This is a genomic window from Polaromonas sp. JS666, from assembly GCF_000013865.1.
Classification (GTDB): domain Bacteria; phylum Pseudomonadota; class Gammaproteobacteria; order Burkholderiales; family Burkholderiaceae_C; genus Polaromonas.
On record NC_007948.1, the window covers coordinates 3,221,828 to 3,243,432 of the forward strand.

Below are 21,605 nucleotides of genomic sequence, written 5' to 3' on the forward strand. Positions count from 1 at the left end.
AGGGCCTGCGGGCCCTTTTTTCATGCCCGCTCAACCCCGCTCAAACACCGCGATGCTCTCCACATGCGCCGTATGGGGAAACATGTTCACCACACCAGCCAGCGTGCAGCGGTAAGCGCCGCTCTCCACTAATACGCCAGCATCGCGCGCCAGGGTCGCCGGGTTGCAGCTCACGTAAACAATGCGCTGGGGCGGCGTCCAGTCGCCCAGCACCAGGCTTTGCTGTTGTTCCCCGTCGTCGCAGGGCACGCCCGTCACCATTTGCTGATGCAGCGCCGCCAGCGACTTGAACAGCTCGAATGCCCCCTCGCGCGGCGGATCCACCAGCCACTTGTCGGCCATACCATCTTTCACCAGCATCGCGGGTGTCATTTCAAAGAGGTTTCTTGCCACGAATTCAGTAGCAGACAGCGCGCTTCTTGATTGCGAAGCCGGCTGATTCTTCTTGAAGTTCTGGCAGGAGCGTGCCACCAGGGCCTCGCTGCCTTCAATACCCAGCACTTCGCGTGCGCAAGTCGCCAGCGGCAGTGTGAAATTCCCCAGGCCGCAAAACCAGTCAATCACACGCTCATGCGGCTGCACGGCCAGCAGGCGCAACGCCCGCGACACCAGCACCTGGTTGATGTGCGGGTTCACCTGCGTGAAATCGGTCGGCTTGAAGGGCATCGTGATGCCAAACTCGGGCAGGTCGTAGCTCAACTCGGGTACGCCCTCGTCGAGCAGCTTCACGCTGTCCAGGCCACCTGGCTGCAGCCACCACTGCAGGCCTGGATGCGATACCGCGAAAGCGCGCAAGCGTGCCAGATCGCCGCTGCTGAGCGGCTCCATGTGGCGTAGCACCATGGCCGTGACGGTATCGCCGCAGGCCAACTCGATTTGCGGCAGGGTTTCCCTGGCATCCATGCCGGCAATCAGTTCACGCAGCGGCACCAGCATGTCGCTGACATGCCGGGGCACGACATGGCACTCAGTCATGTCGGCCACATAACTGCTCTTGCGTTCATGAAAGCCCACCAGCACCGCATTCTTCTTGCGCACATAGCGCACCGACAGGCGCGCCCGGTAGCGATACCCCCAGGCGGGCCCCTCAATGGGCCTGAGCAGGTTGTCGGCCTTGACCTTGCCGATGTGCCAGAGGTTGTCTTCCAGCACCCGCTGCTTGACAGCCACCTGCGCACCCACATGAAGGTGCTGCATCTTGCAGCCGCCGCACGCGCCGGTATGCAGGCCAAAATGCGGGCAAGCCGGGCGCACGCGCTGCGAAGACTCGCGATGAATAGCCATCACCACCGCTTTTTCAAAGCTGCTCTTCTTGCGATACACATTGGCGGTCACCCGTTCAAAAGGCAGCGCACCCTCTATGAACACAACCTTACCGTCTGCCCGGTGGGCAATGCCCTGCGCTTCCATGTCCAGGGACTCTACCGTGAGGATGTCTGGCAGGTATTCAGGCGCTTTCACAGTGTGGTCATTCAGTTTTTCATCGGTCATGCCTGAATTGTCTCAGGTCCGACTCCGGAGCGATGTCCGCAGGGTTCAGCATCGTGGTTCGAATGGGCGCCGCACATCGCGCCGCACCGCAATACCGTTCGCAGTACCATTTCCAGACTCCCTACAACAGACAGGAAAGGTTGCAGCATGGAACTGCGTATCTGCATCGATGTGGATGACATGGAACGGGCCATCGCGTTTTACACCGGTGGCCTGGGCCTGCATGTCGGCCGCCGTTTCAAGAGCGATTTCGTGGAAATTCTGGGTGCAGGCAGCCCGATAGACCTGCTGCTCAATGCCGCGGGCACCCAGCCAGTGGCCAACAGCACCGGCACGCGGCACTACGGCCGCCACTGGACGCCCGTGCACCTGGACTTTGTGGTCCAGGACATTGAGGCGGCTGTCCGAAGACTGCAGGCCCATGGTGCAGTCCTGGAAATGCCGGTGGCCGAGCGCGCGTGGGGCCGAATTGCCGGGCTGGCAGACCCTTTTGGCCACGGGCTGGATCTGCTCGAATTCAGGGGACGAGGTTACGACGAAATAATGCAAACGTCGTGATGCCGGGGCGCAGTGAATCTGTCAATCTGCTACAAATAAAATAGCAAACCACAACCATAAAATATAGGCGCATCGCTCGCCTGCCGTTCGCCGATCCCTGCCGAAAAAAGCCCCGCAGTGCGGGGCTTTTTTCGGCAGGCAGGTGCAACCTGGAAACGCGAATTACTTGGGGGGCAGGTATTTCGCTGGGTCCACAGGTTTGCCCTGGCGGCGAATCTCGAAATGCAACTTCACGCGGTCAGCGTCCGTATTGCCCATCTCTGCAATCTTCTGGCCCTTTTTGACCGTCTGGTCTTCCTTGACCAGCAGCGTCTGGTTGTGCGCGTAGGCCGTGAGAAAGGTGTTGTTGTGCTTGAGGATGACCAGGTTGCCGTAGCCCCGCAGGCCCGCGCCCGCGTACACGACCCGGCCATCGGCAGAAGCAAGCACCGCATCACCGGCCCTGCCCGCGATATCGACGCCCTTGTTTTTGGCCTCGTCAAACCCCGTCAGCAGCGTGCCATGGGCGGGCCAGATCCATCCCACGTCTTCATCCCCCGTGGCCGCTGGTGCAGCGCTGGGCGCAGCTACCGCAGCGGCTGGAGCAGCGCCAGCACTGGCTGGCGCCGACGCAGGCCGGGCGCCGCTGACGGCCTGGGCCGGCGGGATGGCGGTTGCGCTTGCAGCCGAGCCGGGCGACACCGGCCGTGTCACCACGGCGGTGGTTTCGCTGGCGGGCGGTACGACGCGAAGCACTTGCCCAACTTCAATCACGTTGGGATTGTCAAGGTTGTTCCAGCGCACGATGTCGCGCCAGTTCTGGCCGTTTTCCAGGCCAATGCGGATCATGGTGTCGCCAGGTTTAACGGTGTAGTAACCGGGTTTTCCGGCATTTTCAAAACCTGGCGGCTGCTTGATGTTGGCGGGGTCGACCGCAGCGGGAAGCTGGCGCGACAGCCCCGTACCGCGGTCTTCAACCGGCGCGTGGGTGGGGGAGCGCGAGGCGCAGCCCGCTGCCAGCAGCAGGGTGGCAGCCAAAGCGCACGGCAGCGTCAAATTGGCCAGCCGGGTGCGGATGCCCTGGCCAGCGCCCGAGATGACGACAGACTTTGCGCTGTTCGACCTAAAGGTTTGATTCATTGGTTCTTTCGTCTTCTTGACTTCAATATGACTTCAATATGGACTCGATCTTCATGGGATATTTCATGAGATCTTCATGGGCTGTTCAAGCCATCTTCAGCTCGTACCCGATTTTAAAGGTACAAAATGGACGGCTTCCAGCACTGTCTGCTTGACGCCCAGGGGCGTTTTGTCCACCACCACCAGCGCCTGCACGCCGGCGGCAGTTTGCAAGGGCGCGACAAGACGCCCGCCAACGGCCAGTTGCTCCACCCAGGCGGGCGGAATGGCTTCACCGCCCGCCGCCGCAATAATGGCCGCGTACGGCGCTCCCTTGGCGTACCCGATCATGCCATCACCGAACAACAGGTGGACATTGGGCAGGCGCAAAGCCCGCAGGTTTTCCCGGGCCTTGTCATGCAGGCCGCGCAGCCGCTCGATGCTGTAGACCTCGTTTGCCAGGTGGCTGAGCAGGGCGGCCTGGTATCCACAGCCGGTACCGATCTCCAGCACCCTTCCCAACCGGTCCAGCTTGCCCGCCGCCCCCTGGCAAAGCAGTTCCAGCATGCGCGCCACGACGTTGGGCTTGGAAATGGTCTGGCCCAGGCCAATCGGCAGGCTGGTGTCCTCATACGCCTGGTTGACCAGGGCGGTATCGACAAAGCGGTGGCGCTCCACCAGGCCCATGGCAGCCAGCACCCGGGCGTCTGATACGCCCTGTGCCGCGAGCTTGTGCACCATGCGCGCACGCACCGCGTGGGAATCCAGTCCGACACCGTCAGGCGCTGCCGCTGGCACTGATTTCTTGAAACCATTTTTTGCTGCATTTCCCGTAGGACGTGCTGCAGTAGCTACCAATTTAGTAGCAGACGGCATGCCCTCCCCGGGTTTCAATCGCACCGGAAATGCGGGACGGCTCGCCACGGCAGGTGCTTTGGCGGTGGGATTGAAAGGAGGCTTGAAGCTGGATTTCATCGTCTGCGGTCAATGCGCCTGGGTGAGCCGGGCCGCGGCCTGCTCCCAATAAGGCAAACGCTCGTGGTCGGTCAAGTCCACGTGAAGCGGCGTGATGGACACAAACTTCTGGCTGGTCGCGTAGAAGTCGGTACCCTCGCCCGCCTCCTTGGCGGGCCCGGCTCCGCCGATCCAGTACATGGTCTCGCCACGCGGGCTGGTCTGCGTGATGACGCGCTCGGCCGCGTGGCGGCGCCCCAGGCGCGCCACCTTGACGCCCTGGATCTGGTCGTCCGGCAAGTTGGGAATGTTCACATTGAGCAGCCACGGCGCCAGCGCCGGCTGCGCACCTTCAGCCACCACTTCAAGCGAAGGCATCAGTTGTTCCACCAGCTCACGCGCGCGCCGGGCCGCGACATCGATATGGGCCCAGCCTTTTTCCGTCTGTGAAAACGCGATGGAAGGAATGCCAAACAGATAGCCCTCCATCGCGGCGCCCACCGTGCCTGAATAAATCGTGTCATCGCCCATGTTGGCACCGTTGTTGATGCCTGAAACCACAAGGTCCGGCCGGTAGCCCAGCAGGCCTGTCAGGGCAATATGCACGCAATCGGCGGGGGTACCGTTGATGTAACGAAAACCGTTGGCCGCCGTTTGCACGTACATCGGCGAGTGCAGGGTAAGCGCATTCGATTTGGCACTGTTGTTCTGCTCGGGCGCCACGACCTCGACATCGGCGACGATTTTAAGCGCCTCGTAGAGGGCGATGATGCCGGAGGCCTGGTAACCGTCGTCGTTGCAAATGAGGATTTTCATGCAGTGATTTTACGGGTCACGGCTGCGACAGCCCGGACCGGTTTTGCCAGCCCGGGAATCACAGCTTTGCCTATGATGTCGTGAAAGCATCCCGCCCGCTTTTCTTTCCCCCTTGGCCCCATCTCCGGAGACATCCCATGCAAGCCTGGCTTTGTGAAAATCCCACTGGCGTAGACGCCCTGACCTGGAAAGAGCTGCCGACGCCGCAGCCCAAAGAAGGTGAGGTACTGATTGAGATCAAGGCCGCCAGCCTCAACTTCCCCGACCTGCTGATCGTGCAGAACAAGTACCAGATCAAGCCGCCCCTGCCCTTTGTGCCGGGCTCCGAGTACGCCGGCGTGGTGCAGGCCGTGGGCGAAGGCGTGAAGCACCTGCAGGTGGGCCAGAATGTCGCCTGCCTGTCTGGAACCGGTGGTTTCGGCACACACACCATTGCGCCGGCAGCCCTGTGCATGCCCCTGCCCGCCGGGTTCTCGCACGTGGATGCAGCCGCCTTCATCATGATTTACGCCACCTCCTGGCATGCCCTGATGGACCGCGCGCAATTGAAGGCCGGCGAAACCGTGCTGGTGCTCGGCGCTGCGGGCGGAGTCGGCACCGCCGCCATCCAGATCGCCAAGGCGGCAGGCGCCCGCGTGATTGCCGCCGCCTCGACCGATGAGAAATGCGCGTTTTGCAGCGCCCTCGGCGCAGACGCCACGATTAACTACACGAGCAAAAATCTGCGCGATGAAATCAAGACGCTGACCGGCGGCAACGGCCCGGATGTGATTTATGACCCGGTGGGCGGCGACTTTGCTGAGCCGGCTTTCCGCTCGATTGCCTGGCGCGGCCGCTACCTGGTGGTTGGTTTTGCATCAGGCCCCATCCCTTCGCTGCCACTGAACCTGGCGCTGCTCAAGGGTGCCTCCATCGTTGGCGTGTTCTGGGGTGACTTTGCCAGGCGTGAACCCAAGGCCAACGCGGCCATGATGGCCGAGCTGGCCCGCTGGTACACCGAGGGCAAGATCAAACCAGCCATCGACCGCACCATGCCCATGGCTGAACTCAAGGCAGCTTATGCCTACATGGGTTCCCGTGGGGTCAAAGGCAAACTGGTGATGATTAATTGACAAAATCAACAGCGCGTCGGAAAAATCGATAGAACTGACATATTTTTAAAATCGACGAAAAAATTTCGCAATGCGGGCATTTTCCGCAGTTTGACGCGGCACCATCAACACCATCAATTACTGCAACACATTTAAAAGGTATATTGAAGACTCATTACCGAGGAGCAGCCAATGAGCACACCGACGATGCTGGTGGTAGAGGACAATACCGACCACCTCGAATTGACCTTGACCACGCTGCAACAAAACGGGGTGCCTCATGACATCGTGATCGCCCGGGATGGACGCGAGGCCCTCGACTATTTATTTTGCGAGGGTGTTTATAAAGACCGCAACGCCAACAGCCAGCCCGAACTGGTCCTGCTGGATCTGGGGCTGCCCAAGCTGAGCGGCCTGGAGGTGATGCGGCGCATGCGGGAGGATCCCCGGACGTTTTTTGTTCCGGTCGTGATGCTGACCCTGGTGAGCGAGCAATCCGAGGCGGTGCGCGCATTCAAAGGCGGGCTCAACAGCTACGTGAGCAAGCCGCTCGACTACCGTGACTTTGAGGAAAAGCTCCAGCAGGTCCGGGAATATTGGCGCACCTCCAACTTCGCACCGCTTACCATCATCTGACCAGCCGCGAAACCTGCCCGAGGCCAGGCACGCTGGTGCCCGCCGGTCTTTCTTTACTTGCTCGTGACGTTTTTAGCGTTGCAGGCTGCCTTGATGATGCGGGCATTCAGGTGCTCGCCAATGTCCCTGAAAGCCACGAGACTCAGGTCTTCCTTGGCAGAAGTGAGCACCTGAAGGCCTGCCCCTTGAAGTCAGGCTCGCTGTAAAAAGCGGCGTTCAGGTAGCGAGCGGATTGCCGGTCACAGTCAATCAGCACCTCAGCCTCCGCAGAGCGAAACTGAATGCCCTCTTCCGTAGTCCACGTCGTAGCCCGGCTGATACGGACCGGAATCATGCGCATGTCAACTGCACCATGCTAGGCAATCAGATGAACTGCACCACCCGCTGAAAGGGACGCAGTGCAAGTCCACTGGTTATCGAAGCCAAGGCGTTAGCCATTAGAGATAAACGTCACCGCCCCAACCAAGAAAGCCCGCCGCGTGCGGGTTTTCTTGCGTATGGGACTGGCAAATTTGGGCAAGTTGCCTACAGATTGCCTACAACCGGCACCAAAGAAAAAAGCCCACTATCGAATTGATAGCAGGCTTTCCTTTATTCATCTGGGGTGGCTGATGGGGCTCGAACCCACGACAACAGGAATCACAATCCTGGACTCTACCAACTGAGCTACAGCCACCAGAACTTCACATTATAGCGGCAAAGCAGCGGGCGTTTATTGCGTCACGACCTCGTCTGCATTCACGGATGCGGGCTTTGCGACCAGGATTTCCGCCTTGAAACGTTCCTTCAGGCCGTTGTAATAAGCCAGATTCTCGGCAGACGTCCACCATTGGGCGTACTGGTTGCGCTCCTGTTTGGCTGCGGCGTCAGGTCGCGCATCGCGGGGCATCACTTTAGCGACCTTCACGATGGCATAGCCCTGGGCACCCAGGTCAACGCCCGCAAACACCGGCAGTGCACTGGCGTCAACGCGCAGGGCAGCATCAATCACCTGAACCGGCAGGTTCTGGGTTTGCTCACGCGACACCAGCACCGGCGCTGCCAGCACGGCCGAAGCCGGAGCGGCCTTCCAGGCCACCAGTTTGGCGAGACCTTCCTTGCGAGCTTCTTCTGCACTACGTTGAGCCAGCCAGCGCTGGCGCACGATGTCTTTCACCTCTGCAAAAGGCTGGGTACGCGCCGGGGTGTACTGGAGGATGCGGCCCGAAACCAGTTGGCTGGGTGCCACTTCAATGGCTTCGGTATTGCGCTTTTTCTCGACCGCATCGGGCCCAAACAGTGCATTGAGGAATTTCGGATTGGCGAGCACACCCGTAGTACCTGCTGACGGTTGACGCGTCACGTTGCTGGCCGTCTTGATATCCAGCTTGAGGCGCTCCGCAACCGGCTTGAGGCTGCCCGCCTGCTCATACACGCCATTGGTGAAGGCTTCTGCGGCTTCAGAAAACTTCTTCTGGGCTTGCTGCTTCTTCAAGTCGGCTTCCAGCTCGGGCTTCATCTCTTCGAAACTGCGCTGCTTGGGTGCCTTGATGTCGGTGAGCCTGATGATGTGGTAGCCAAACTCGGACTCCACCACAGCACTGATGTCCCCTTTTTTCATCGAGAACACGGCATCTTCAAACGGCTTGACCATGGCGCCCCGGGCAAAGAAATCGAGATCGCCACCACTGGGTGCGGAACCCGGGTCCTGCGAATTCTTGCGCGCCACGTCGGCAAAGGTATCGGGAGATTTTTTGACGGCAGCCAGCAGCTCCTCGGCCTTGGCCTTGGCCTTCTGGCGTTCCTCGGCAGACGCTGTCTTGGGCGAGGTAATGAGGATATGGCTGGCTCGCCGCTCTTCGGCGCCACTGAGCCTCTGGAGGTTCTGCTCGTAATAGGTCTTCAGGTCCGCCTCATTGATCGTGATACTTTTCCTGACCGTCTCCACGTCCAGCATCACGTACTCGATACTCGCCTGCTCCGGCGCCTGAAAGAGTTTTTCGTTCGCCTTGTAGAACTGATCGAGATCGGCATCTGTAGGGCTGAGCTTCGCCGCGAAATCAGCCGCATTGAAACGGGCAAGCTGAATTTCTCGTTTTTCGAAATAGGCGTTGAGCGCCAGGTCGGCCGCGGAGCTGGAAGAAAAACCGCTGGCGCCAATGCCCGTCAGCACCTGGCGATTCGACAGATCGGCCCGCACATTGGCCTCGAACATCTCGGGGCTCATGCCCTGGCTGCCCAGCACCTGGCGATAGCGCTCCATGTCGAGGTTGCCATCAGAGCGGCGCAGTGACGCAATCTCGGAACTCTGCTGCAGTTCGCGGGCCAGACGCTGGTCACTGATGACAAGCTTGAATTTGTCGGCCGCGGCGGCGATCACGCGATCGCGCACCAGGCGCTCCAGCGTGGCATAACGGGCCTGCGGTGAATCCAGCAGCTTGGCATCCAGCGAAGGCATGGAAGCCCGCAATCTGTCAACTTCCAGCTGATGCGCGCGGTCCCACTCGGACTGGATGATGTCTTTTCCATCCACCCTGGCAACCGCCACGCCTTGTTCCCTCGATCGGTTGTAGCCATCGAGGCCAAACAAAATAAACGACGGAACAATCAGCAAAAACAGCAAGGCCATGGTGACTTTGGTGTGCTTGCGAATGAAATCAAACATCTCGAATTTCCTGTACGACTGACTGCTTTACCGATAAAACCAGGGGGCCCACAACAAAAAAGGCGAACCTCGTTCGCCTTTTTCAATGGGTGGTGGGTGCTGACGGGCTCGAACCGCCGACCTACGCCGTGTAAGGGCGCTGCTCTACCAACTGAGCTAAGCACCCCACCTTAAACCTTTTGCATCAGTTCAAAGCGTCTTTGAGCGCCTTGCCCGGACGAAACTTTGGAACCTTGGCAGCCTTGATTTTAATCGCATCGCCGGTGCGCGGGTTGCGGCCAGTACGGGCAGCGCGTTTGCCCACGGCAAAAGTGCCAAAACCCACAAGAGACACGGAGCCTCCTTTTTTCAGGGTTGTTTTCACAGCACCAATGGTTGACTCCAGCGCGCGCGTGGCGGCAGCTTTGGAAATGTCAGCGTGTTTGGCAATGTGCTCGATCAGTTCAGTCTTGTTCACAAGGAGCCCCTCGTTATAAAAAGTTAATCTGTTTGTCTCTAAAAAATATCTCCCGGGACACCGCGATGGGGGTGTCAGCGGGAGCGGCATGTGCAGGTTTTCTGCTGATTGCCATTAGAGCCATGGACTTCTAACGTGTCAATACAGCATCGGGTTTTTACAACGTGCGGAGGCGGATTCTAGTCGGTTTTTTCCCGCTTTAATCGGTTAATCATAAGTGCAACGCGTAATTTTCGCGCTTGACAAAATACCGTTACACCTCTGCCAGCGCAGCCGCCACAGCCTTGCCAACATCGGCCGTACCGGCCTTGCCACCCAGGTCCGGGGTGCGCGGTGCACCGCTGTCGGGGCGCAGCACTTTCTCAATCGCGGCAAGAATGGCATCATGCGCCTCCTTGTGCCCCAGGAACTCCATCATCATGGCGCCGCACCAGATCTGGCCAATGGGATTGGCAAGGTTGCGCCCTGCGATGTCCGGCGCCGAGCCATGCACCGGCTCGAACAGCGAAGGGAACTTGCGCTCCGGATTCAGGTTGGCACTCGGTGCAATACCGATCGTGCCGGTGCAGGCAGGTCCGAGGTCGCTCAGGATGTCGCCGAACAGATTGCTGGCCACCACCACATCGAAAAAGTCCGGGCGCTGCACAAAATGCGCGGTCAGGATGTCAATGTGAAACTTGTCCAGCCGAATCGCCGGATAGCTCTTGGCCATCTCGGCCACCCGTTCATCCCAGTAAGGCATGGAGATTGAAATGCCGTTGGACTTGGTCGCGCTGGTCAGGTGTTTCTTGGGGCGCGACTGGGCCAGCTCAAACGCAAACTTCAGAACGCGATCCACGCCGACCCGCGTAAAAACCGACTCCTGCAATACAAACTCGCGATCGGTGCCGGGAAACGCCCTGCCGCCGATGCTGGAGTACTCGCCCTCGGTATTTTCACGAACGATGTAAAAGTCGATCTCGCCGGGTTGCCGCGGGCTGCCATCACGCCGTACCACCGGTGCGATGATGCCGGGCATCAGCCGCGCCGGCCGCAGGTTGATGTATTGGTCAAACTCGCGCCTGAACAGGAGCAACGAACCCCACAACGATACATGGTCGGCAATTTTCTCGGGCCAGCCCACCGCACCAAAGTAAATCGCGTCATGCCCGCCAATCTGGTCTTTCCAGTTGTCCGGCATCATCTGGCCGTGCTTTTCGTAATAGTCCCAGCTGGAAAAATCGAAGTGGTCAAAGTGCAGGTCGATGCCGAATTTGCGCGCCGCCGCATCCAGCACGCGAACGCCCTCGGGCATGGTTTCCTTGCCGATGCCGTCACCGGCGATGACTGCGATTCTTTTCTTGCTGGCCTGGTTTGTCGTGGTGATGCTCATGATGTGGTCCTCTGGTTTAAGTTTCGAAAAAATTCAGGGCTTGTTCCAGCAACAATGCTGGCGCTTCTTCCGCAATATAGTGCCCGCACGGCAGGCTTATCCCCGAGACGTCGCTGGCACGTTCCCGCCAGAGGCCGAGCACATCGAAGCACTGGCCCACGGCGCCATGCGCGCCCCACAGCACGCGCAGCGGCTGCGCCAGCTGGCGGCCGGCGGTTCGGTCGGCGCGGTCATGGTCCAGGTCAATCGTGGCTGAGGCCCGATAGTCTTCGCAAATACTCATGGCGGTTCCGGGAATCTGCGCGCAGCGTTCGTACTCGGCCAGCGCAGCCGGTGCAAACGCCCCGAGGCCGGCATGGCGTTTGCCCATCACGCTTCTCACATAGCGCACCGGATCGGACTCGATCAGGGCTTCCGGCAGGGGCGGCGGCTGGATCAGAAAGAACCAGTGCCAGTAAGCGCGTGCAAAAGCATCGGACGTGTTCTCATACATGCCCAACGTTGGTGCAATGTCCAGCAGCATCAGCCGTTGCACCATGGCGGGATGGTCCACCGCAAGGCGATGCGCCACGCGCGCGCCACGGTCATGGGCCAGTATCTGAAAGCGGTCAAAGCCGTGGTGGCGCATCACCGCCACGGCATCCAGCGCCATCGCCCGCTTGGAATAAGCGCGATGTTCCGGGTCGGCGCCGACCCGGGCTGAATCGCCGTAGCCACGCAAATCCATCAGGACCACGGTAAACACCTTGGCCAGTTCATCGGCCACCGCGTGCCACATCACATGCGTTTGAGGGTGGCCATGCAGCAACAGCAGCGGCGCCCCATGGCCTCCCCGCAAGGTGCGCAGAGCACCGGCGGGGCCATTGATCTCGGAGGAGGAAAAGCTCTCGAACATCAGTCAGCCTTGATTCTCTTTTTCGGCACCCGGTTTTTTCTGCGCCGGCTGCCAGGAAACGCATGCTCCGCGCCGGGTATGCGGCAGCCAGCGCATCAGCAAGCGCCGTGCTTGTCGGGGACCGGGATCGGGACGGAAGATGGATTGCATGCAGATCTCGTGGGCCTCAGTGATTTTCAGTCGATTGTGCAGAAACAGGGATCCCGATTCAAGCAATAATCAGGCAATTGATTATTGCTTTAAAGGAATAAATGGATCGCAGCGATCTGGAGCTGGTACTGGCCGTCCGCGAGCACGGCAGTCTGACGGCGGCCGCCCTCAGCCTCGATGTGGCGCCGCCCGTGGTGACCAAGCGGCTTGCCGCGCTGGAGGCCCGCCTGGGCCAGCGACTGTTCCAACGCACGACCCGGCGCGTCAGCGCAACGGCCGAGGGCGAGACCATGTGCGAACGTGCCCTCGCACTGCTGCAAGGCTTTACCGCGCTGGAAGCCGAGCTCCAGGAGCGCCAGTCGGAGCCCACGGGTTTGATCCGGCTGGCAGCGACGTTTGGCTTCGGGCGTTTGTGGCTGGGCCCGGCGCTGGCCGACTTTCAGGAGCGCTATCCGCGCATCGAGATCCAGTTGCAACTGACCGAGCAATTGCCCGACCTTGCGGAGGGCGGATTCGACGGCGCCATCTGGCTGTGGGAAGTTGAAGGCCGACAGGCGGCGCAATGGGTCTCACGCCGGCTTGCGCGCAATCAGCGCGTGCTGGTGGCATCGCCCCGCTACATCCGGCAACACGGCGCACCGGCCAGCCTGGAAGACTTGCAGCGCCACACCTGCCTGATCGTGCGCGAAAACGGCAATGCCACCGGCCAGCGCTTTGATGTCTGGCCGCTGCACAAGGAGCGCGAAAAAACACCGGCGCGGGTACGGGTACGCGGGCCGCTGTCGAGCAACTCGGGTGAACTGGTACGTGACTGGTGTGTCGAGGGCCGCGGCATCATGCTGCGCAGCCTCTGGGATATTGCACCCCAACTGGCATCCGGCGAGCTGGTGCGCGTGCTGCCGGGCTACGCCATGCCCGATGCCGATATTCACTGGCTGGCCCCCTTCCGGCCCGATTCACCGCGGCGTATCCGCCTGCTCGTTGACTTTTTGCTCGCCCAGTTTCAGGGTGCACCGTGGAAAAACAGTACGGTGACGGATGCCCGCAGGCGTTCCTTCGCTACGCCGCCGCCGGAGGCTTCGCGGACCTCACCACGAAGCTCACGCCCAGCGCGGTGAGCGCCGTACCCACCACGGTAGTCATGGTGATGGCCTCATCAAACAGCAACCAGGCCATCAGGGCCGTCGTCGGCGGCACCAGGTAAAGCAGGCTGGTCACCGACGTGGCCGCGCCGCGCTGGATCAGCAAATACAGCAGCGAGCTGCCGCCCAGCGTAAGCACCAGCACCGACCAGGCCATGGCTCCCACAAACTGGTGGTTCCAGACAATCGCCCCGGTTTCAAAAAAAACCAGCGGCAAGGTCACGAGCAGGGCCGCGCCCATCTGGACCGCACCGGCACAGCGCACATCGGCAGGTTTGACAAAGCGCTTTTGATACAGCGTACCGACGGTGATGCTGAACAGCGCAAACAGCGTGGCGGTCAGCGTCAATGCCGTCACCTCATGTCCGCCCCCCAATTTGTGTGACACCACCAGCAGCAAGCCGCCCAGGCCCAGCGCCAGCCCCATCCATTGCCGGGACGTAACTGTGGAGCCCTGCTGGCGGGTGTCACCCGACGCCATCCATGACACCCACAGCGCCGTCAGCACCGGCTGCAAGCCGACGATCAGCGCCGTCAGGCCCGAACCCATGCCAGCCTTCACCGCGACCCAGACACCGCCCAGGTAACCTGCCTGCATCAGCACGCCGGTGACGGCCAGGTGCAGCCATTGCCGGCCCTCCCGCGGCCACGACGCGCGCGCCAGCGCTATCCAGATCAGAAAGCAGGCAATGGAGAGGAAATAACGGATCGCCAGGAAGGTCAGCGGCGGCGCATACGGCAAGCCGTATTTGGCGACGATGAAGCCGGTGCTCCAGATCAGCACGAACACGGCGGGCATGGCCCGGATCAGGACACCGTCAGCGGGAGAAGACCTCACGGCGGGTTATTTGGCCCGCGCCCGGATTTCCGGTATGGCTTTTTGCAGGTAGTAAATCATGGACCAGACGGTCAGGATGGCCGAGATCCAGATCAGCCAGGTGCCCCAGACATGGGTGTTGATCATTCCCAGCAGCATGCCGTCAAACAGCAGGAAGGGAATGGCAATCATCTGCACGGTGGTCTTGACCTTGCCCAGCATGTGCACGGCAACACTCTTGGTGGCACCTATCAGCGCCATCCATTCGCGCAGCGCCGAAATGGCAATCTCCCGGCCAATGATGATGAGCGCCACAAACACATCCGCACGCTGCAGATGCACCAGCACCAGCAGCGAAGCACACACCAGGAACTTGTCAGCGACCGGATCCAGGAATGCACCGAAGGAGGAAGTCTGGTTCAGCCGACGCGCCAAAAAGCCGTCCAGCCAGTCAGTGGCGGCGAACACAATGAACATCACGGTGGCGATCAGGTTGCGCTCGGCGGGGGCGATGTTCAGGTAGAAAACGCCCACGATCAGTGGAATCGCAACAATGCGGGTCCAGGTCATCAGCGTCGGGATGGTCAGAAACATGGCCCTGATTTTGGCACGAGCCGCGAACCCCTGCCAAAGTGGTGCTCCGGGCTCGCCAAATCGGTGCACTTCGTTGCGCAAAAAACGTCTGCACAGGTCTGCACAGCCCCGGGCGACGCAGTCAATGCAGCGCGCGGTAAATCTCCTCGGCCAGGTCTTTCGAAATGCCGTCCACCGTGGCAATGTCTTCGGCGCTGGCCGACGCAATGCCGCGAATACCGCCAAAACGCTGCAGCAGGCTGGCGCGCCGCTTGGGACCAATGCCCGCAATGTCCTCAAGCTTGCTGCCGCCCACGCGGACCTTGGCCCGCCTCGCGCGCATGCCGGTGATGGCAAAGCGGTGGGCCTCGTCCCTGATTTGCGCAATCAGCATCAGCGCGGCGGAATCACGGCCCAGGTAGACCTTCTCACGCCCGTCGGCAAAGACCAGCTCTTCCAGCCCGACCTTGCGACCCTCGCCTTTTTCAACGCCCGCGATCAGCCCCAGGTCCAGGCCCAGCTCCACAAACACCTCGCGCGCCATCGACACCTGCCCCTTGCCGCCATCGACCAGCACCAGGTCGGGCAGCCTGGCGTTGCCATTGCGCGCGGCTTCGGCCAGTTTGGTGTAGCGGCGCGTCAGCACCTGCCGCATGGCCGCGTAGTCGTCACCGGGGGTGATGCCTTCGATGTTGTAGCGGCGGTACTCGCTGTTCTGCATCTTGTGCCCCTGAAACACCACGCACGAAGCCTGCGTCGACTCTCCCGCGGTATGCGAGATGTCAAAGCACTCGATGCGCAGGGCATCCAGGTTGTCCAGCGACAGGTCCAGCGCTTCGGCCAGGGCACGTGTGCGCGCCTGTTGCGAGCCCTGCTCGGCCAGCAGGCGCGCCAGTTGCAGGGCGGCATTTTTCTGGGCCATGTCGAGCCAGATGCGGCGCTGCTCGCGCGGCTGGTGTATGGCCGTGATCTTGCTGCCGGTCTGCGCGGCGAGCGCACTGATCAGGTCCTTGTCCACCGGCTCGCTGCACACCAGCGTGGGCGGCACGGGTACGTCGATGTAGTGCTGGGCAATGAAAGCCTCCAGCACGAGTGCTTCCAGCGATTTGGCGGGCCGCGCCGGCAGGGGGACAACGGTTTTGCCGGCTCTATCATCGCTTTCAGGGCCCCCGCCGCCCGCGCCCTCATCGGCCTGTGCGTCGAGCGCGGCCACATCGGTGGCGTTTTCGACATGCGTCGGAAAGTAAGGCCGGTCGCCCAGATGGCGGCCACCACGCACCATGGCCAGGTTGACGCAAGCCTTGCCGCCCTGCACTTTCACCGCCAGGATGTCCACGTCCTTGTCGCCGCCGATCTCCATGGATTGCTGATGCAGCACCTTGGACAGCGCCGACATCTGGTTGCGCAACTCGGCTGCCTGTTCGAACTCCAGCCGGTCGGCATGCGCCAGCATTTTCCTTTCCAGTTCAGTCAGGATTTCCTGCGTCTGGCCCTGCAAAAACCGCTCGGCATTGGCCGTGTCCAGTGCGTACTGCTCGGGCGACACATGGCCCACACAGGGCGCCGAGCAGCGCTTGATCTGGTACAGCAGGCAAGGGCGCGTCCGGTTGTTGAACACCGTGTCTTCGCAGGTGCGCAGCCTGAACACTTTCTGCAGCAGCAGCATGGTGTCCTTGACCGCCCAGGCACTGGGGTACGGACCGAAGTAGCGGTGCTTCTTCTCGACCGCGCCGCGGTAGTAGGCGATGCGCGGAAAAGCCGTTGCCACGGGGGCGCTGCCCGCCTCGCTCGGCTGCACGGCGGTCAGCTTGAGGTAGGGGTAGCTTTTGTCGTCCCGGAACAGGATGTTGTATTTCGGGTTGAGCGTCTTGATCAGGTTGTTTTCCAGCAGCAGCGCCTCGGCCTCCGACCGCACCACCGTGGTCTCCATGCGGACGATCTTGGTCACCATGTGGCCAATACGCGTGGCGCCATGGTTTTTCTGGAAATAGCTGGACACCCGCTTCTTCAGGTTGCGCGCCTTGCCCACATAGAGCACCCCGCCCTCGGCATCGAAGTAGCGGTACACGCCGGGCATCGCCGGCAATGCGGCCACCTCGGCGAGCAACTCGGGGGTATGGCTGGCGGTCATGTTTTGGGGCATAAGCTGTATTTTGCCGCCTGCGACAAACCCTCACTGCGAGCCGAAGAAGGACGGCAAGCCGCAGGTGCGCGGACTCAGGCGGGGGCGGGGGCGGGACGGCCGGCACGCCGCTGGCTGGCCACGCCCCAGATCAGCAGCGCGGCACAGCCTGCAAGGCCAGCCCACTTGGCCAGCGTGGCAACCGTCATCACCAGACCCAGCAACAGCTCCGCCTGGCGAAGAAATGAAGCCGGAAACCAGCAAACAATCATCACGGTGAACAGGTTTTCTGCAAGATCGGCCGCAACCATGAGCAAGCCGCTCAGGCCCAGGAGGTTGAGCACCGCCGACGGCCGCTGAAAAGCCCGGCGCAGTCCGGCCACGCGGGCAAACGCCCAGGTCATCCCGCGCGAAACAAGGTAGGCGTAGGCGGCGATCACGCCCAGATCAGCCAGCAACGCCCACACCACGGACCCAAAGGCAGGCAGGCTTGCCGTGGGGTAGGCCCACGACAGCCACCAGCCGGCCTGCCAGCGCGCGAGCGCCAGGTTGGCTGCCGCGGCCTCCGGCAGCGCGGTGACAAGAACCTTCAGGCATTGCCACAGGGACATCGTGCCCGGGGAGATGGCTCCTCTCAACAACCCGCCCGCGGCCGACCAGAAAGCCAGCAGCAGCACCACTGCGACGGCCAGCCCGAGAAGCGGGCGCGATTTGACCCACACCGTGTCCTCTGGAAAGGACAGCTTCAGTTGCGCGACGCAGGGATGCTCGACCGGATACGCCAGCAGCGTGGCGCCGTTCGGAGCCTCCACCCCATGCGGATTGCGCTGCTGCAGGCCGGTCAGCGCCCACAGGGATGTCTCGCGGGTTTCGCTGTGCACCTGCGGCACGGCCATGAAAGGCGGCAGACCTGTCGTCGTTCTCTGGGCGTCCAGCACGGCCTGGGCATCCACCTGGCCCGATGCAGTCATCAGCACCGCCGGCAGGCGCAGCCCGCATGCCACAGACTCTTCCAGCATCCATTGCAGCGACTCATTGGACAGCCGCGCGGCCGAGGTGACGTAGCCGCCGCCCACATCGCAGTGCGACCCGGAAAACCACAGCTGCCGGATGCTTTGCCTGTGCGCCGCGTAGTCGAAGGCCGGGTCGATGTAATACGGGCGGGGCTCGAAGGAGCGCCGGTACTCGTCCAGCGCCAGCGCCTGGCGCACATGATGAAAGCGCTTGCCCACGATGGTGGGCGACGCGGTGATGGTCCGGCTGAGGAAAGGCGCACCGACAGATGCCACGGTGTCCCACACGCCGACAAACCAGATCGGGGCAAGCCGGCTGTCACTGGCGCAAAACAGCTCGTTGATCTGGTCTCTGATGCGCTGATATTGACCTTCACCTTTTTCGCGGTCGGAAAAATAGACATGCAGGAGCGTGGGCACCAGGCCGTCCATTTCGGGCCGCAGCAGTCCGAATTGCGTGACCAGGCCGCCAATGCTGCGCGCCGTGAAAGCCCCGCGTGAAAATCCGTACAAAAAAATCTGGTCGCCGGCCCGGTAGTGGCGCATGAGAAACAGGTAGGCCTCGGCGATGTTTTCGTAGATGCCCTTGCCAAACGCCAAGCCGTACAGCCGTTCGTAGCGGCGGCTAATGCTGTCCGACACCGTCGCGCCCGGCAACTCGCCCGGATTGCCCACGCCAGGGTCGTAGTAAAGGAGCTGGCCGCCAGCTTCAGGTGCCAGCAGGTCGCACAGCTTGGTCACGTTGGTGTCGTGGCTGCCACCCGTGAGGTTGTTGTTGGTGCCGTCGCAGCAGACGATCAATTGCCTCGGTGTCATGGGCCCTCTCCTCTTGCCGTACTGAACTCCACATCGCGCTACAGCAACAAGCATAGCCACAGACCCGGTGTTCGCAGCGTCCTGGCCAATGCATCACGACTGTTCGGGCAATATTCACCTGCGTTACCGACGTTCATCGGCGGACCGGGCGCTGCCAGCCTGTGGCGCAGCTGCACCGACCGCCCCGGCATCACAATACCTGCATGGCTGACGTGCGTTTTTTGGACATCTTTTGCAAGGTCATCGACAACTTCGGGGACATTGGCGTGTGCTGGCGCCTGGCCGCCGACCTGGCCTCGCGCGGCCATCAGGTGCGGCTATGGGTCGATGACGCGTCGGCACTGGACTGGATGGCCCCCGCCCGTTGCAAAGGCGTTCGCGTGCTGCCCTGGGGCGAACCGCTGGACCTGGCCGCAGCCGGACTTGACCAGCAGCCATCCGACGTGATGATTGAAGCCTTCGGCTGCGAAATTGCACCTGAATTCATCGCTGCCTGTGTCCGGCTTGAAAAGGCGGGCGGCAAAAAACCCGTCTGGATCAACCTCGAGTACCTGTCCGCCGAGCCCTATGTGGAGCGCTGCCACGCCATGCCGTCGCCCGTGCAGGGCGGACCGGCCGCCGGCTGGATCAAGTGGTTTTTTTACCCCGGCTTCACCCCTTCGACGGGCGGCCTGCTGTGCGAAGCCGACCTGGCCGAGCGCCAGGCCCGGTTTGACCGCGCCGCCTGGCTGGCCTCCCAGTCCATCCCATGGCGCGGCGAAAAGCTGGTTTCGCTGTATTGCTACGAGCCGTCCGCGCTCCCAGGGCTGCTCGCGCATTTTGCGGCGCATGGCCTCGAGGGCCAGCCGGTGCGCCTGCTGGTAGCGGCTGGACGGGCGGGGAATGCCGTGAAAGCCGCTTTGAGTCATGAAAATTGGCCCCTGCCCTTGGCAAACGGTCACAAATTGTTGTCAATTTCACACCTGAAGCTGCTGCCGCAAGCGCAGTTCGACCACCTGCTGTGGGCCTGCGACCTGAATTTTGTGCGCGGTGAAGACTCCGTGGTGCGCGCCCTCTGGGCCGGCAAACCTTTCGTCTGGCAGATCTACCCGCAGCACGATGACGCACACCAGGCCAAGCTGCACGCCTTTCTCGACATGCTGGATGCCCCTCCTTCATTGCGGGCCTTTCATGCGCACTGGAATGCGGACGAAATCGAACTGGCCGGCGGTGCCAGCCCGGCGCCGGACTTGCCGGCATGGCAAATAACCACACTGGCAGCCCGGTCCCGCCTGCTGGCGCAGCAGGACCTGAGTACCCGCCTGCTCGAATTTGTGGCAAAAAACCGTTAAAATCAAAGGCTTTGCGGATCAGCCTGTTGGGCGAGCCGCACAACCCGCCGCAGAACCGCACACAGGTGCAAGCGTTCGGCGGCCTACCCTCAAGTAGAACTGCTATGAAAATCGCTCAAGAAATACGCGCTGGCAATGTCATCATGCACGGCAAAGACCCGATGGTGGTGCTCAAGACCGAATACAGCCGCGGTGGGCGCAACTCCGCCACCGTGCGCATGAAGCTCAAAAGCCTGATCGCCAACTTCAACACCGAAGTCGTGTTCAAGGCTGACGACAAGATGGACCAGGTCATCCTCGACAAGAAGGAATGCACCTACTCCTACTTCGCCGATCCCATGTACATCTGCATGGACTCCGAGTACAACCAGTACGAAGTCGAAGCCGAAAACATGGGCGACTCGCTGAACTACCTGCAGGACGGCATGGAGCTTGAAGTGGTGTTCTATGACGGCAAGGCCATTTCCGTCGAGGTGCCTACCAGCGTCCAGCGCGAAATCACCTGGACCGAGCCCGCCGTCAAGGGCGATACCTCAGGCAAGGTCCTGAAACCTGCCAAGATTGCCACCGGCTTCGAGATCGGCGTGCCCATTTTCGTCGCCCAGGGTGACGTGGTCGAAATCGACACCCGCACCGGCGAGTACCGCAAGCGCGTCTAAAAAGAATGAGGGCTTGCCGTCGGCTCAAAAAGGCTCCTCACGGAGCCTTTTTTACTTGGCGGCCGCTCCAATCGTTCACAATGGCTTATGGACCAAACACAAGACTTATCGGTAAACCGGCTGGCCGATGCCTGGGCGGAGTTGCAGGCGCATTCCAACCAGGGCTATCCCCTCCATGCCGATGCCAACCGGCTGGCATTTGCCGACCCGGAATTCCTGCTCCGGCGCGAAACCCGCGGTATCCGTTTTCAGCTGGAGTTGCTCAAACCTGACCTGGAGCAGCAGGAACAAGGCATTGAAAACACCATTGTGGTGTTCGGCAGTGCGCGATTCCCGCCGCCTGAACAGGCCAGCGCCAGCGTCAAACTGGCCGAGGAGAGTGGCGACGAGGAAGCGCTCCTGCTGGCTCGCCGCCATGCGCGCAATGCGCACTATTACGACCAGGCACGCCTGTTCGCGCGCCTGGTTGCGACCTACAGCAACCATCGCCCGCCCTCCGAGCAACTCTTCATCTGCACCGGCGGCGGCCCGGGCATCATGGAGGCAGCCAACCGCGGTGCCCAGGAAATGGGCGCGCTGACCGTGGGACTCAATATTGTGCTGCCCCACGAGCAGTCGGCCAACCCCTACATCTCACCCTCGGTGAACTTCAAGTTCCACTATTTCGCATTGCGCAAGATGCATTTCATGATGCGTGCCAAGGCACTGGTGGCTTTTCCGGGGGGGTTCGGAACGCTCGATGAACTGTTCGAGGTCATCACGCTGGTGCAAACCGGCAAGGCCAAGCCGGTGCCCATCGTGCTCTTCGGCTCCGAGTACTGGAAGCGGCTCTTCAACTTTGACGTGCTGATCGAAGAAGGCGCGATTGCGCCGGAAGACCTCAAGCTGTTCCAGTATGTCGACGAACCGCAGGCCGCCTGGGACGCCATCAAGGATTTTTACCACCTCTAAGCGGGGCGCCTCCACGCTC

At 61.4% G+C, this 21,605-nt stretch carries 21 protein-coding genes and 2 tRNA genes; 7 read left to right on the forward strand and 16 right to left on the reverse strand.

All coding sequences use genetic code 11. The annotated features are described in order from the left end of the window. Positions 1 to 30: 30 nt before the first annotated feature. Entirely contained in the window at positions 31 to 1,491 is a 1,461-nt protein-coding gene (rlmD, locus tag BPRO_RS15250; RefSeq protein ID WP_011483968.1) for a 23S rRNA (uracil(1939)-C(5))-methyltransferase RlmD, read from the reverse strand. A gap of 147 nt (positions 1,492 to 1,638) precedes the next feature. Between rlmD and BPRO_RS15255 the strand changes: the two genes are divergently transcribed. Beyond that, positions 1,639 to 2,049: a VOC family protein gene (locus BPRO_RS15255; RefSeq protein WP_011483969.1), complete on the forward strand. Its 411-nt coding sequence runs from the start codon at positions 1,639 to 1,641 to the stop codon at positions 2,047 to 2,049. Positions 2,050 to 2,211: 162 nt separating this feature from the next. On the opposite strand, the gene BPRO_RS15260 is transcribed toward BPRO_RS15255, so the two are convergent. The 3 genes from BPRO_RS15260 to surE form a co-directional block, all read right to left on the reverse strand. Continuing rightward, on the reverse strand, positions 2,212 to 3,168 hold the full coding sequence (locus BPRO_RS15260) for a peptidoglycan DD-metalloendopeptidase family protein (RefSeq protein WP_011483970.1): 957 nt from the start codon (positions 3,166 to 3,168) through the stop codon (positions 2,212 to 2,214). A gap of 96 nt (positions 3,169 to 3,264) precedes the next feature. Beyond that, positions 3,265 to 4,122 (reverse strand): protein-L-isoaspartate(D-aspartate) O-methyltransferase, encoded by an 858-nt coding sequence (locus BPRO_RS15265; protein ID WP_041388860.1) that lies wholly within the window; start codon positions 4,120 to 4,122, stop codon positions 3,265 to 3,267. A gap of 9 nt (positions 4,123 to 4,131) precedes the next feature. After that, positions 4,132 to 4,917 carry a 5'/3'-nucleotidase SurE gene (surE, locus tag BPRO_RS15270; RefSeq protein WP_011483972.1) on the reverse strand — a complete coding sequence of 262 codons (786 nt, stop codon included), beginning with the start codon at positions 4,915 to 4,917 and terminating at the stop codon, positions 4,132 to 4,134. Between the two features lie 137 nt (positions 4,918 to 5,054). Here surE and BPRO_RS15275 point away from each other — a divergent pair, with 137 nt between their 5' ends. Together BPRO_RS15275 and BPRO_RS15280 are read left to right on the forward strand one after the other, a co-directional pair. Further along, entirely contained in the window at positions 5,055 to 6,029 is a 975-nt protein-coding gene (locus tag BPRO_RS15275; protein WP_011483973.1) for an NADPH:quinone oxidoreductase family protein, read from the forward strand. 171 nt (positions 6,030 to 6,200) lie between these two features. Next, complete coding sequence (locus BPRO_RS15280; protein WP_011483974.1) at positions 6,201 to 6,644, forward strand: response regulator; 444 nt, start codon at positions 6,201 to 6,203, stop codon at positions 6,642 to 6,644. A 142-nt stretch (positions 6,645 to 6,786) separates the two neighbouring features. Here BPRO_RS15280 and BPRO_RS30920 read toward each other — a convergent pair whose 3' ends face one another. The 8 genes from BPRO_RS30920 to BPRO_RS15320 form a co-directional block, all read right to left on the reverse strand. After that, positions 6,787 to 6,984, reverse strand: coding sequence for a surface-adhesin E family protein (locus BPRO_RS30920; protein ID WP_369794586.1), 198 nt, complete (start codon positions 6,982 to 6,984; stop codon positions 6,787 to 6,789). Positions 6,985 to 7,244: 260 nt separating this feature from the next. After that, positions 7,245 to 7,320: transfer RNA gene (locus BPRO_RS15290), tRNA-His, on the reverse strand. Between the two features lie 36 nt (positions 7,321 to 7,356). Then, positions 7,357 to 9,288, reverse strand: coding sequence for a SurA N-terminal domain-containing protein (locus BPRO_RS15295; protein ID WP_011483975.1), 1,932 nt, complete (start codon positions 9,286 to 9,288; stop codon positions 7,357 to 7,359). A 90-nt stretch (positions 9,289 to 9,378) separates the two neighbouring features. Then, positions 9,379 to 9,454: transfer RNA gene (locus BPRO_RS15300), tRNA-Val, on the reverse strand. 18 nt (positions 9,455 to 9,472) lie between these two features. After that, positions 9,473 to 9,745, reverse strand: coding sequence for an HU family DNA-binding protein (locus BPRO_RS15305; RefSeq protein ID WP_007874140.1), 273 nt, complete (start codon positions 9,743 to 9,745; stop codon positions 9,473 to 9,475). A gap of 253 nt (positions 9,746 to 9,998) precedes the next feature. Then, on the reverse strand, positions 9,999 to 11,117 hold the full coding sequence (locus tag BPRO_RS15310) for a tartrate dehydrogenase (protein ID WP_011483976.1): 1,119 nt from the start codon (positions 11,115 to 11,117) through the stop codon (positions 9,999 to 10,001). A 16-nt stretch (positions 11,118 to 11,133) separates the two neighbouring features. Then, positions 11,134 to 12,012 carry an alpha/beta fold hydrolase gene (locus tag BPRO_RS15315; RefSeq protein WP_011483977.1) on the reverse strand — a complete coding sequence of 293 codons (879 nt, stop codon included), beginning with the start codon at positions 12,010 to 12,012 and terminating at the stop codon, positions 11,134 to 11,136. Positions 12,013 to 12,015: 3 nt separating this feature from the next. After that, the gene (locus tag BPRO_RS15320) at positions 12,016 to 12,162 is read right to left on the reverse strand and encodes a hypothetical protein (protein WP_157045811.1); all 147 of its coding nucleotides are present in this window, start codon (positions 12,160 to 12,162) and stop codon (positions 12,016 to 12,018) included. A 101-nt stretch (positions 12,163 to 12,263) separates the two neighbouring features. Here BPRO_RS15320 and BPRO_RS15325 point away from each other — a divergent pair, with 101 nt between their 5' ends. Further along, complete coding sequence (locus BPRO_RS15325) at positions 12,264 to 13,280, forward strand: LysR family transcriptional regulator (RefSeq protein ID WP_011483978.1); 1,017 nt, start codon at positions 12,264 to 12,266, stop codon at positions 13,278 to 13,280. Here the strand turns inward: BPRO_RS15325 and BPRO_RS15330 are convergent. The 4 genes from BPRO_RS15330 to BPRO_RS15345 form a co-directional block, all read right to left on the reverse strand. After that, complete coding sequence (locus tag BPRO_RS15330) at positions 13,222 to 14,103, reverse strand: DMT family transporter (protein ID WP_011483979.1); 882 nt, start codon at positions 14,101 to 14,103, stop codon at positions 13,222 to 13,224. The two genes, BPRO_RS15325 and BPRO_RS15330, sit on opposite strands and share 59 nt — an antisense overlap. A gap of 45 nt (positions 14,104 to 14,148) precedes the next feature. Continuing rightward, positions 14,149 to 14,715, reverse strand: a complete 567-nt coding sequence (gene pgsA / locus BPRO_RS15335; protein ID WP_011483980.1) for a CDP-diacylglycerol--glycerol-3-phosphate 3-phosphatidyltransferase — start codon at positions 14,713 to 14,715, stop codon at positions 14,149 to 14,151. Positions 14,716 to 14,836: 121 nt separating this feature from the next. Beyond that, complete coding sequence (gene uvrC / locus BPRO_RS15340) at positions 14,837 to 16,837, reverse strand: excinuclease ABC subunit UvrC (protein ID WP_011483981.1); 2,001 nt, start codon at positions 16,835 to 16,837, stop codon at positions 14,837 to 14,839. 74 nt (positions 16,838 to 16,911) lie between these two features. Continuing rightward, positions 16,912 to 18,645, reverse strand: coding sequence for a DUF2235 domain-containing protein (locus BPRO_RS15345; protein ID WP_041388864.1), 1,734 nt, complete (start codon positions 18,643 to 18,645; stop codon positions 16,912 to 16,914). Positions 18,646 to 18,848: 203 nt separating this feature from the next. Between BPRO_RS15345 and earP the strand changes: the two genes are divergently transcribed. The 3 genes from earP to BPRO_RS15360 all read left to right on the forward strand — a co-directional run bounded on the left by earP (position 18,849) and on the right by BPRO_RS15360 (position 21,586). Then, positions 18,849 to 19,976 carry an elongation factor P maturation arginine rhamnosyltransferase EarP gene (gene earP, locus BPRO_RS15350; protein ID WP_011483983.1) on the forward strand — a complete coding sequence of 376 codons (1,128 nt, stop codon included), beginning with the start codon at positions 18,849 to 18,851 and terminating at the stop codon, positions 19,974 to 19,976. A gap of 104 nt (positions 19,977 to 20,080) precedes the next feature. Further along, positions 20,081 to 20,635: an elongation factor P gene (efp, locus tag BPRO_RS15355; RefSeq protein ID WP_011483984.1), complete on the forward strand. Its 555-nt coding sequence runs from the start codon at positions 20,081 to 20,083 to the stop codon at positions 20,633 to 20,635. Between the two features lie 87 nt (positions 20,636 to 20,722). Continuing rightward, positions 20,723 to 21,586 (forward strand): TIGR00730 family Rossman fold protein, encoded by an 864-nt coding sequence (locus BPRO_RS15360; protein WP_011483985.1) that lies wholly within the window; start codon positions 20,723 to 20,725, stop codon positions 21,584 to 21,586. The last annotated feature ends 19 nt before the right edge of the window (positions 21,587 to 21,605 follow it).

Coding starts and splice junctions, on each gene's coding strand:
- rlmD (WP_011483968.1), bottom strand. CDS start 1,491: ATGACCGATGAAAAACTGAATGACCACACTGTGAAAGCGCCTGAATAC.
- BPRO_RS15255 (WP_011483969.1), top strand. CDS start 1,639: ATGGAACTGCGTATCTGCATCGATGTGGATGACATGGAACGGGCCATC.
- BPRO_RS15260 (WP_011483970.1), bottom strand. CDS start 3,168: ATGAATCAAACCTTTAGGTCGAACAGCGCAAAGTCTGTCGTCATCTCG.
- BPRO_RS15265 (WP_041388860.1), bottom strand. CDS start 4,122: ATGAAATCCAGCTTCAAGCCTCCTTTCAATCCCACCGCCAAAGCACCT.
- surE (WP_011483972.1), bottom strand. CDS start 4,917: ATGAAAATCCTCATTTGCAACGACGACGGTTACCAGGCCTCCGGCATC.
- BPRO_RS15275 (WP_011483973.1), top strand. CDS start 5,055: ATGCAAGCCTGGCTTTGTGAAAATCCCACTGGCGTAGACGCCCTGACC.
- BPRO_RS15280 (WP_011483974.1), top strand. CDS start 6,201: ATGAGCACACCGACGATGCTGGTGGTAGAGGACAATACCGACCACCTC.
- BPRO_RS30920 (WP_369794586.1), bottom strand. CDS start 6,984: ATGCGCATGATTCCGGTCCGTATCAGCCGGGCTACGACGTGGACTACG.
- BPRO_RS15295 (WP_011483975.1), bottom strand. CDS start 9,288: ATGTTTGATTTCATTCGCAAGCACACCAAAGTCACCATGGCCTTGCTG.
- BPRO_RS15310 (WP_011483976.1), bottom strand. CDS start 11,117: ATGAGCATCACCACGACAAACCAGGCCAGCAAGAAAAGAATCGCAGTC.
- BPRO_RS15315 (WP_011483977.1), bottom strand. CDS start 12,012: ATGTTCGAGAGCTTTTCCTCCTCCGAGATCAATGGCCCCGCCGGTGCT.
- BPRO_RS15320 (WP_157045811.1), bottom strand. CDS start 12,162: ATGCAATCCATCTTCCGTCCCGATCCCGGTCCCCGACAAGCACGGCGC.
- BPRO_RS15325 (WP_011483978.1), top strand. CDS start 12,264: ATGGATCGCAGCGATCTGGAGCTGGTACTGGCCGTCCGCGAGCACGGC.
- BPRO_RS15330 (WP_011483979.1), bottom strand. CDS start 14,103: ATGCCCGCCGTGTTCGTGCTGATCTGGAGCACCGGCTTCATCGTCGCC.
- pgsA (WP_011483980.1), bottom strand. CDS start 14,715: ATGTTTCTGACCATCCCGACGCTGATGACCTGGACCCGCATTGTTGCG.
- uvrC (WP_011483981.1), bottom strand. CDS start 16,837: ATGCCCCAAAACATGACCGCCAGCCATACCCCCGAGTTGCTCGCCGAG.
- BPRO_RS15345 (WP_041388864.1), bottom strand. CDS start 18,645: ATGACACCGAGGCAATTGATCGTCTGCTGCGACGGCACCAACAACAAC.
- earP (WP_011483983.1), top strand. CDS start 18,849: ATGGCTGACGTGCGTTTTTTGGACATCTTTTGCAAGGTCATCGACAAC.
- efp (WP_011483984.1), top strand. CDS start 20,081: ATGAAAATCGCTCAAGAAATACGCGCTGGCAATGTCATCATGCACGGC.
- BPRO_RS15360 (WP_011483985.1), top strand. CDS start 20,723: ATGGACCAAACACAAGACTTATCGGTAAACCGGCTGGCCGATGCCTGG.